The organism is Pseudoalteromonas sp. BSi20439 (assembly GCF_000241165.1).
GTDB lineage: Bacteria > Pseudomonadota > Gammaproteobacteria > Enterobacterales > Alteromonadaceae > Pseudoalteromonas.
In genome coordinates this window covers 24,798-34,141 of sequence record NZ_BADW01000095.1, presented here as the reverse complement: position 1 = coordinate 34,141, position 9,344 = coordinate 24,798, and the positions used below count along the sequence as shown (strand labels likewise).

Below are 9,344 nucleotides of genomic sequence, written 5' to 3'. Positions count from 1 at the left end.
GCACTTGCCTTCTTTTTTCGCTTTAGCATCACCGCCGCATTTACCTTCGCCGCACTTGCCTTCTTTTTTCGCTTTAGCGTCGCCGCCACATTTACCTTCGCCGCACTTGCCTTCACCAGCGTCTAATTGATAACCAGCTACCATTTGTTGAAATTCAAATGGGTTGGCTTGTACATCTGCACTGGCCATACTTGCACTGCCAACAACCACTGCGCCGAGTGTTAATGCAATTGAATTTTTCTTTATTGTATTCATTTTTTATTACCTTCTAAACTTGTTGAACATCATTATACAAGTAGACCTGCATAAAACTAAAAACTTTCACATTATCTATTTTTTCAAAAATAACTTAGTAAACTAACTATAAACCCTAATAAGCGTTTTATCAATTTATGATTTACAGGTAAACTGGCGCTCTTTTTCAGTAATAAATTAATCACACTATGAAACTTGTTTTAGCACCGATGGAAGGTGTCGTTGACTTTAAAATGCGCCAACTACTCACCGACATAGGTGGCTTCGATCTTTGTGTGACCGAATTTATCCGTGTTGTAGATACTTGCCTTCCAGATAAAGTATTTCACCGTTATTGCCCTGAACTTAAAAATGCGGGGCTCACTCGTAGTGGTACTCCAGTTCGCATTCAGTTATTAGGCCAAGTAGCCGACGTTTTAGCTGAAAATGCTGTAAAAGCAATTGGCTTAGGCTCTCATGGTGTTGATTTAAACTTTGGTTGCCCAGCAAAAACTGTCAATAAAAGCAAAGGCGGTGCTGTATTACTCAAAGATCCAGATCATATGTACTCGATTATAAAAACGGTAAGGGATGCCGTTGATGATGAGCATGAAGTAAGTGCTAAAATTCGCTTAGGTTTTGATGATGATAGTAACAGCCAAGAAATTGTCGATGCCGTTGTTAGCGCTGGTGCTAACAGCATTGCTATACATGCACGTACTAAACGCGATGGCTACAATCCACCCGCCTATTGGGAAAAAATCCCTCCTTTGGTCAAAGATAAAAAAATTGCAGTGGTCGCCAATGGGGAGATTTGGCAGGTAGAAGATGCCCTTTTATGCCAAAAGCGCAGCGGTTGCACTGACTTAATGATTGGTCGTGGCGCGCTTTCACATCCTGATCTAGCAAGAAAAATTAAAGCGCAGGTTAATAAAGAAAGCTACAGTGAACTGACATGGGAAAATATTTTACACCATATTATTCATTCATCTATGCACCAAACAGCAAGCAAAGATACTAAATACTTTGCATCTCGAACAAAACAATGGCTTGGTTATTTAAAACGCCAATATCCACAAGCAGGACTATTATTTGATGAAATTCGTCGTTTAAAAGCCAAGGATGAAGTAGCCGAAGTGTTAAAGAAGTATGCGAAAGCGCCACAATTTGATACAAATCATAACATCTAAGATAATCTAACTAGATAATAGCAGTATCACTGAGGACTAATTTAAGGGTTATACTGCTAATGCATCATCAGCAACGACTAAACGATGAAATTGAAAGTGTTAAAGCGACTATATTAGGTTTGTTGTCACAATCAACCCACCCTACACATCAAAATCTGTTCTGCATCCTAACCCATACATCCAATGAAGAGTGGCTCGATTTAGCAGCTCAACAATTAGGTAATGAGTATAATCCGTTAATTGAACGAATGAACAAGCTTGAAGCAGCAATTAGCCAAATGGATATTGGTCAATATGGCTACTGTTGTGACTGTGAGGAAAAAATATCAGCGCAGCGCTTGGAGCAAGACCCTGCAGCGCAGCGATGTGATCAGTGCGCTAGTTAATAGCGCACTAAAGTTTAATTAAGTAGTTGTGGAGCAAAACTAAACGCTTGCCCTGGATAAAAAATAATATCCTCAACTAATATGCTCGCATCTTCTTCACTAATATTTAAACGTTTTAGTAAATTTAAACGCGCTTGCGATAATGTCCACGCATGATAATGCACCCCTAGATCAGTTTCCATCATCGTTAAATAGAGTCGCTTATCCGCAGCCGTTAATTGCTTATTGTTAGCACGTTGAGGTAAAAGCATATAACCCGTTGACCAGTCTAAACCTAATAGTTGCGTCTCTTTTAAAAATGTTTCGCTAAGCTGCGATACATCAGAGATACCCACCGTTATTTGCTCGGTTGAGCTTTGCATTGTTTTAAACTTACTATCTATAAGGCTTAGCCACTCAAGCGGTGAAAGCACATCATTTGCAAAATAATTTAGTTTGCTCTGATACCATTGGCTGCCATTAGCAAGACCAGACAATCCAATACTGCCTCTTGGCTTATACTGCGTTAAGTAATTATTTAATACACTCAGAGACTCATTTAGCTCAATAGGTGTGTTAGTACTATTAATTGCTTGCTGCACATAATATTTTAAATAACTGTGCTCTATTTTATTAAGCTTTAAGTTACTTTGCTCAGCGGCTTTAAGCTGTGTTTGAACAAATATCAGCCAGTAATCAATGCTTTTATACTGAGCATCATTTTTAACTATCGAAAGCATGTTTGATAACACATCAGTGTGTGCAGGCCATGCAAAATAGCGCTCTGGGAATCGCTCAGCAATAACTAAATAATTAACCTGATTGGTTTGCTCTGCTGATAACTGCATTTGCATTAGCTGCTGATAAATAGCGTGGCGACGCTCTAAATAAGCATCTGTAAAAGGGAGCTGCTCATTACTGAGCTGTGTAACCTGTGAATTCGGCTGCGCACTTAAAGCCGTATTAAGTGATATTAACGCGCTTTGCGCTTCTTCATAAGATGAAAATATATCCGTAGGCTTAGAGCAAGACGTTAATAGCAAACAAAATAGCAGTGAAATAATAGGCGTTTTTTTCATGTTAATTCCAATAAAAAAAGCCCCAATGGGGCTTTTTAAAAATACTAGAGTACATTAAATACTAAATTTTAACACCGTTGCGAGCGGCTTTATCTTTAATATATGTAGCCCAACCTTTAGCAAACCTACGTGTGCTTGGGTCGTCCATGGCTTTAGTAATAGCAGCATAAGCTTGCTTATACTTACCTTGGTAGTAAAACGCTTCAGCTAAATCTGAATAAATAGTGCCTTTTTTATCAGAGCCAAGCTCTAATGCTTTGTTCAAACGAACAACAGCAGCACTGAATTTTTCAGATTGTAAAAGTAATGAACCTGCTTTGCGGTAAAGCTCAGCGTCATTATCAAATTTAGCAGCTTCTTCGTAATACTTAGCAGCTTTCTCTATATCTTTCGAACGATGGTAGTTACTAGCAATCGCGCTAATATTTTGCTTAGTGCGTTTTACTTTCTCTTCTTTAACAGCCTTTTCAAGCGTTACTGCTGCTTTGTAAGGAATTTCGTTTAAAGAATAAAAGTTAGCCAGTACTTTGTATTCAACTTCGTTTTCGAAGTAACCATTCTTGTATGCAACTTCCATAGTTGCTAGCCCTTTCTGGTAGTCTTCGGTTTGTAAATAATACTTACCTAAACCTACCCAAGACTTTTTGTCTTCAGGCCATACACGAACAATTTCTTCTGCAACTTTAACCATATCTTGATATTGCTTTTTCTCAAAATAGGCAGCTAATTTAAGTTGATAAGGAGCTTTATTTGGCTCTTCAGATAACTTAATTGCTTTGTTTGCCGGTTCAAGAACCTGATCAAATTGTTTAAGCTCATAGCTTGCTTGCGCAATACGAGTGTAAACTTTCGGGTCCTCTTCACCTGTGAAGTCCATCCAATCAGAATATGCTTGCTTGGCAGCACTGTATTGTTCAGTACCCGCATACATATCGCCCAAGGTTTTTAAACCTTGAGCCTGATCAGCAAAGTTCAATACATCCGGTGCAATCGCTGCTTTCATATACTTAATTGCAACTTTGTATTGCTCTTTTTGAGCGTACATGCTGCCTAAGTAACGATTAACAGTTGCTTTATCAAAGTCATTAGACGGATCTAACTCTTTCAATAACGCTATTGCACCATCAACATCATCTTCGTTATACAAATCAAACGCTTTAATTACTTTTTTACCAGTACGTTCGCCCATGATTTTAGTCTTTGCTTTCTTACGCTCTTCAATCTTTGCGTAATCTGGCGCCGCTAAAACAGGTGCAGTTAATGATGCACCTGACACAGACATAAGAATTGCAAGTGCAGTTACTTTAGAAAAATTTCTCATTACTCGCCTCCTTAGTTGCCTTGGTTAAGTTTAAAGTCTAGTTGAACTTGTAAACCAACTTGCTTTTGTGGTTTCCCGTCAATGATCTTAGGACGGTATTTCCACTTACGCAATGCACGTTTAGCTTCACGGTCAAAGATACGTTTTGGATCTGCGTCGATAACATCAACGTCAATCACGCCACCTAACTCATCAATTGTGAACGAAAGTTGAACCCAACCTTCTTTACCATCACGTGCTGCTTGTGTTGGATATTTTGGTTCAATACGAACGATAGGTGTCGCATCACCATCTCGTCCAAATGCACCTGGACCACTTAGTCCACCGGCCGTGCTTCCCACATCGATACTTGGCATATTAAATGACAAGCCACCAGTATTTGGGTTGCTATTTTCCGGCTGTGGCGGCTGCGGTTTAGGCGGCTGCTTTGGCGGTGGCGGAGGCGGAGGCGGTACACGCTTCCTCTCCTGCACCTTAGATTCAGGCGGATTCGTCATAATTTCGACTATGATCTGCTCTTTTTGTTCCGTATTACGGTCAGCCCCACCAGAGATGAGGTATGCCATGAAGTAGAACAAGCCGAAAGTAACTGCCCCACCTGCAATCAGTGAAAACAGAAAACGAATCATTACTGATCTCCAGCTATTGAAATTCTCAGGTTATCACCCGTCGCTTTAATCTGGTCCATCACTTTAACCACTGTGCCGTGTTTTGCTTCTTTATCAGCTTGCAAAATTACAACATCAGTAGGTTGTTCTGCTAATAAACTTTCGATTTTTGCTGAAACACGTTCAACATCAACTTGCTGTTTATCAATCCAGATTGCACCGTCACTACGAATTGCAATAAAAATGTTAGCATTTTTTTGCTTCGTAGCTTGGGCAGCTTTTGGTTTATTGACCTCGATACCAGCCTCTTTAACGAACGATGTAGTTACGATAAAGAAAATAAGCATGATAAATACGATGTCAAGCATTGGCGTCATATCTACCGCTGCTTCTTCTTCTTCACGAAAACGTTGTTTACGTGCCATATTTAATTCTCTCTCTAGTGATGAGGCATACTATCTACAAGCTTGGCTTTCACCATTCTCGCTCTTGCCTCAAGGCGTGAGCTAAAGAATACCCCAGATAGTGCCGCAACCATTCCAGCCATTGTTGGGATTGTTGCCATTGATATGCCTGATGCCATTAAACGTGCATTACCTGTACCTTGGGTTGCCATGGTTTCAAAAACCGCGATCATACCCGTAACAGTACCAAGTAAGCCTATTAAAGGACATATAGCTACTAATGTTTTAATCAACAACATACGCTGATCTAATTTTTCAGACGCTTCAGAAATCCATGCTTCACGGATTCTGTGTGCGTACCAAGACGTAGTGTCTTGGCGGGCATCCCACTTAGCTACAATTTCCTTCGTTAAACGAGGAAACTCAGCAAGTAAGAACCAATAGCGCTCAATCATTAAAACCCACATAAGAAAGAGTGCTATCGCGACCACGTATAAAACCTGGCCGCCTGTGCCAACAAAATCCCTGATAGATTCCCAGATCTCCATCAGGACTAGCATTAGGCTTTCTCCTTCTCCGCGTGAGTCGCGATGATACCCGCGCTTTGCTCATCAAGGATATGTAGTACCGACTTACTACGACCTGCAACAATTGAATGAAGTAGGATAAGTGGTAGTGCTGCAATTAGACCTAGCGCTGTAGTTACAAGTGCTAGAGAGATGTTACCAGCCATGATCTTCGGATCGCCCGTACCGAACAATGTGATTGTTTGGAACGTTAGGATCATACCGATTACCGTACCTAGTAGACCCAGTAATGGTGCGATAGCAGCAAGGATCTTGATGATGTTAATACCCGCTTCGATGCGTGGCGTTTCACGTAGAATCGCTTCATCAAGTTTAAGCTCAAGGTTTTCAACATCTTGATTTTTGTTGTCAGAGTACACTTTAAGAATACGACCCAATGGGTTGTTTGTATTCGGTGTAGACAAGTTCTTAAGCTGACCTTTGATCTTAGAAGTAGTAAGCGCTAAATCAACGAAACGTACTAAGAAGATTAAAAGACCTACAGCAAGCAATACGGTGATGATGTAACCAACTTCAGCACCTTGCTCGTAGTACTCCATAAGAGACTTTTTCTGCGTGTTGATACGTAAGATTGCACCACGTGTAGGATCCACGTATACGCCAGCGTAGTTATCAGCTGAAGTACCTTCTAGATCAGAAATACCTTTTAAGATATAGCTGTCAGGTTGCTTACCTAGAGGCTGTATAGACTTAGTCTCTGGTGAGTAGATTAAGTAGCCATCGTCTGTAACTAAGTTGAAGTTACCGATACGTGTTACTTTTTTCATTGACGGGTTACCGTCAAGACCTGCAACTTCAGTTTCAAACGTTGAAACTTTAGCTGACTCAGTCATTTCTGTTTGAAGTGAAATCCAAAGTTCTTCTAGTTCACGAACTGTTGGAAGTTCTTTAGCCGCAGCTAATGAACGAAGTACTTCAGCACGACCTGGTTTTTCAGCACTTACTAAAGATGCTTCAATTGAACCAATTGCGTCAGCTGCTGCACGACGAACAACACCAAACATTTCACCTAACGTACCTTGTGCGTTTTGAAGAGCTTGCTCTTTTTCCGCTAAAGTATTTTCGTTTTGTGCATATTCTTTGCTAAGACGATCACCACGTGCTTTTTCAGCAGCTAGTTGGCTTTTCGCTTTGTTAAGTAACGCTTGCTTATCAGCACGATCTGACAAGAACTCTTGTTCACGTTGCTTATTGATTTTTCCTTCAGAAATACGCTCTTGCTTTACTTGCTCAAGAATTTTATCTAAAGCATCAGTATTTGCATGTGCATTAAGCGCGGTACCGGCAGAAACAGACAGTACTGCTGCAACAGCAAAACCTTTAAATAGTTTCTTCATTATTGATTACTCCGCGCCAAAAATTGGTAGTTTAACAAGTTCTAGTGTCGCTTGCTTACGTGCCATACGGATCACTTCTTTAACAGGTTTTAGGTATTCTTCACCTAATTCTTTCCACTGTTTAGTGTTGTTATCCCACACCCAAGCGTGTTTTAGATCGAATGATTGCGCTACGTAAGTAATACGACCTAAACGACCGATATCAACGTTAATGCTACGACCATCAACATCTAAAGTACCTTGAGAAGCAGTTACAGCTGAGCTGTAGGCTGTTTCAACAGTGTACGCTTCAAGAACCTGACGGAACTTCTCAGACGTTGTTACAGATGCAGATGCCATGATCTCACGTAATCTTTCAACACGTCCAAGACGGTTTTCTAGATTAAATGGAACGTCCGCTTTGATGAATTGCTCAAGCGTATCGATCATGCGATACATCAAAGGCACAACGTTTTGTTTAGTGTTGTCGATAGTCGCGATTTGACGATCGAACGATGCGATAGACGCGTTTTGGTCTGCGACCAAACGTGCTACGTGATCGTTGTACACTTTCATAAGTTCAGTCTCATCAACGATGCTACGGTACTCAGCGATTAGCTCCTGAGTTTGACCATATACATTGTCAATTTTAGTTTGAGACTTAACCGCAGCCTTTTGAATTGTTTGACCTGCTTTTTGCACGTCATTCAAAGGATCTGCAATCACATTGCTGCTTGCAAATGCAAAAGCGCCAACCAACGCAGTTGCTACAAGACTCTTTCTGATTTTAACAGACATAGTTCCCAACCAATTAAGTAATGTTACTTTTATAATTTAATTATCAACCCGCTAAGGGGAAGACAACCCTGATATCTTTTAATAGATATCAACTTACCAATAATGCTAAATGCATTAAGTCATGTCAACTTCATGTTTAGCATAACCTATAAATAAATCAGCTTGTTTGTAAGATATTTACTGGGCTCGACCAAAAAAATTAACATTATTATAACTAACGTGATAATCATAATTTCTGCAAACCCTGATATAGTAAGAATAACGATAACCCCTCCTGTTAAAGTAAACAAAAATATAACATTTAAAATTAACTTAATCGTGGCTGAAAAAAATTAAAAATAAGCTTATTTTCTGTCCCGAATATTCTTTTTTAGTGGTTTTTGAGACTTTTTAAGCTAAAAATACAGCTAATCGTTATTATTCGCGCATTCGTCGCATAGTAATAAGGACGTGCCGATTATCTAAAAAGCAATACAAAGGAGGGGAAACCGATTACAAAAAATCATTTTTATTAACACCTGTGTTTTTTCTCCCTTGTAGCATAAACACTCAGGCCTTTTTTTGTATTTTCCCAAGTACGAATCTCAACCTTAAATATGTATTTCCTCAGCAATAACTAAATCCGTATGAGGCTGTTAGATTAGCCATAAGGTTAAATAACTAATGTGCAATTATTGGCCAATAAAATACTTAAAACATAAGAGTTTGTAATCAAACAAATGAGTAGAAGTTTAAAACTAGGTGATAGTATTAATATATGAGGGAAATTACAAAGGGATAGAAAAGCTTTAGAGATATATGAATTATGGTGAAACAGGTTAGTGCTTCACCACGATGAACTTAGGTTCACATAATAAATTATGCTACTTCTACGTTCTCAGCTTCTGGGCCTTTTTGACCTTGCTTGATGCTGAAAGTCACTGCTTGACCTTCGCTAAGAGTGCGAAAACCAGAACCAGTGATTGCGCTGAAATGTACAAACACGTCAGGACCATTTTCTTGTTCAATGAAACCAAAGCCTTTAGCTTCGTTGAAAAATTTTACTTTACCAGTAACCGACATACTAAATTTTCCTGTAAGTCAATAATTAAAATTCAGCCATATTATTATGGCAATATCCTCCCTGAGTCAATGCCCAAAAAACTGGAGGTGATAGTACAGGAAGAAGTAATAACCAAACCGGTAACCTTAAACGCAGCACAATACCGTAATTCAATACGCAAAAACTCAAAGCCAATTAAGATTAACACAATAATATTTTTTAGCTCTATTAATTGGGATTTATTTTTGAAGACTCATCGATTTATTAATTTTTTTATAAGTTTCTAATTTTTAAAAGGATAAACAACATAAAACTTGTGTTTTTTATAAGCAGATTATGAATTTTTAAAATATGGCTCACCCGAACCGCTTTTTTGGTAACTTAAAATAAAAAAACCACC

At 39.2% G+C, this 9,344-nt stretch carries 10 protein-coding genes and 1 pseudogene; 2 read left to right on the top strand and 9 right to left on the bottom strand.

Annotation, left to right across the window (positions count from 1 at the left end; translation table 11 throughout):
• Nucleotides 1-255: pseudogene (locus P20439_RS08760) on the bottom strand (hypothetical protein); the annotation flags it as partial.
• Between the two features lie 188 nt (nt 256-443).
• Between P20439_RS08760 and P20439_RS08755 the strand changes: the two are divergent.
• Together P20439_RS08755 and P20439_RS08750 are read left to right on the top strand one after the other, a co-directional pair.
• Nucleotides 444-1,424 carry a tRNA-dihydrouridine synthase gene (locus P20439_RS08755; RefSeq protein WP_008466224.1) on the top strand — a complete coding sequence of 327 codons (981 nt, stop codon included), beginning with the start codon at nt 444-446 and terminating at the stop codon, nt 1,422-1,424.
• Nucleotides 1,425-1,483: 59 nt separating this feature from the next.
• On the top strand, nt 1,484-1,810 hold the full coding sequence (locus tag P20439_RS08750) for a TraR/DksA C4-type zinc finger protein (RefSeq protein ID WP_008109332.1): 327 nt from the start codon (nt 1,484-1,486) through the stop codon (nt 1,808-1,810).
• 14 nt (nt 1,811-1,824) lie between these two features.
• Here the strand turns inward: P20439_RS08750 and P20439_RS08745 are convergent, their stop codons facing one another.
• The 8 genes from P20439_RS08745 to P20439_RS08710 all read right to left on the bottom strand — a co-directional run bounded on the left by P20439_RS08745 (nt 1,825) and on the right by P20439_RS08710 (nt 8,964).
• Entirely contained in the window at nt 1,825-2,868 is a 1,044-nt protein-coding gene (locus P20439_RS08745; protein ID WP_008109334.1) for a hypothetical protein, read from the bottom strand.
• A gap of 61 nt (nt 2,869-2,929) precedes the next feature.
• Complete coding sequence (locus P20439_RS08740; protein ID WP_008109336.1) at nt 2,930-4,189, bottom strand: tetratricopeptide repeat protein; 1,260 nt, start codon at nt 4,187-4,189, stop codon at nt 2,930-2,932.
• An 11-nt stretch (nt 4,190-4,200) separates the two neighbouring features.
• Nucleotides 4,201-4,818, bottom strand: coding sequence for an energy transducer TonB (locus tag P20439_RS08735; RefSeq protein WP_008109338.1), 618 nt, complete (start codon nt 4,816-4,818; stop codon nt 4,201-4,203).
• Nucleotides 4,818-5,222, bottom strand: coding sequence for a biopolymer transporter ExbD (locus P20439_RS08730; protein ID WP_006792384.1), 405 nt, complete (start codon nt 5,220-5,222; stop codon nt 4,818-4,820). Before P20439_RS08730 ends, P20439_RS08735 begins: the two co-directional genes overlap by 1 nt.
• A gap of 14 nt (nt 5,223-5,236) precedes the next feature.
• Entirely contained in the window at nt 5,237-5,761 is a 525-nt protein-coding gene (locus P20439_RS08725; protein WP_008109346.1) for a MotA/TolQ/ExbB proton channel family protein, read from the bottom strand.
• Entirely contained in the window at nt 5,761-7,125 is a 1,365-nt protein-coding gene (locus P20439_RS08720) for a MotA/TolQ/ExbB proton channel family protein (RefSeq protein WP_008109347.1), read from the bottom strand. The genes P20439_RS08725 and P20439_RS08720 overlap by 1 nt, the downstream gene beginning before the upstream one ends.
• A 6-nt stretch (nt 7,126-7,131) precedes the next feature.
• Nucleotides 7,132-7,902, bottom strand: a complete 771-nt coding sequence (locus P20439_RS08715) for a DUF3450 domain-containing protein (protein ID WP_010388561.1) — start codon at nt 7,900-7,902, stop codon at nt 7,132-7,134.
• An 858-nt stretch (nt 7,903-8,760) separates the two neighbouring features.
• The gene (locus tag P20439_RS08710; RefSeq protein WP_004588138.1) at nt 8,761-8,964 is read right to left on the bottom strand and encodes a cold-shock protein; all 204 of its coding nucleotides are present in this window, start codon (nt 8,962-8,964) and stop codon (nt 8,761-8,763) included.
• Nucleotides 8,965-9,344 lie beyond the last annotated feature (380 nt).

What these genes read in the sequence shown, in the direction of transcription:
- P20439_RS08755 (WP_008466224.1), top strand. Translation starts at nt 444, where the DNA reads ATGAAACTTGTTTTAGCACCGATGGAAGGTGTCGTTGACTTTAAAATG.
- P20439_RS08750 (WP_008109332.1), top strand. Translation starts at nt 1,484, where the DNA reads ATGCATCATCAGCAACGACTAAACGATGAAATTGAAAGTGTTAAAGCG.
- P20439_RS08745 (WP_008109334.1), bottom strand. Translation starts at nt 2,868, where the DNA reads ATGAAAAAAACGCCTATTATTTCACTGCTATTTTGTTTGCTATTAACG.
- P20439_RS08740 (WP_008109336.1), bottom strand. Translation starts at nt 4,189, where the DNA reads ATGAGAAATTTTTCTAAAGTAACTGCACTTGCAATTCTTATGTCTGTG.
- P20439_RS08735 (WP_008109338.1), bottom strand. Translation starts at nt 4,818, where the DNA reads ATGATTCGTTTTCTGTTTTCACTGATTGCAGGTGGGGCAGTTACTTTC.
- P20439_RS08730 (WP_006792384.1), bottom strand. Translation starts at nt 5,222, where the DNA reads ATGGCACGTAAACAACGTTTTCGTGAAGAAGAAGAAGCAGCGGTAGAT.
- P20439_RS08725 (WP_008109346.1), bottom strand. Translation starts at nt 5,761, where the DNA reads ATGCTAGTCCTGATGGAGATCTGGGAATCTATCAGGGATTTTGTTGGC.
- P20439_RS08720 (WP_008109347.1), bottom strand. Translation starts at nt 7,125, where the DNA reads ATGAAGAAACTATTTAAAGGTTTTGCTGTTGCAGCAGTACTGTCTGTT.
- P20439_RS08715 (WP_010388561.1), bottom strand. Translation starts at nt 7,902, where the DNA reads ATGTCTGTTAAAATCAGAAAGAGTCTTGTAGCAACTGCGTTGGTTGGC.
- P20439_RS08710 (WP_004588138.1), bottom strand. Translation starts at nt 8,964, where the DNA reads ATGTCGGTTACTGGTAAAGTAAAATTTTTCAACGAAGCTAAAGGCTTT.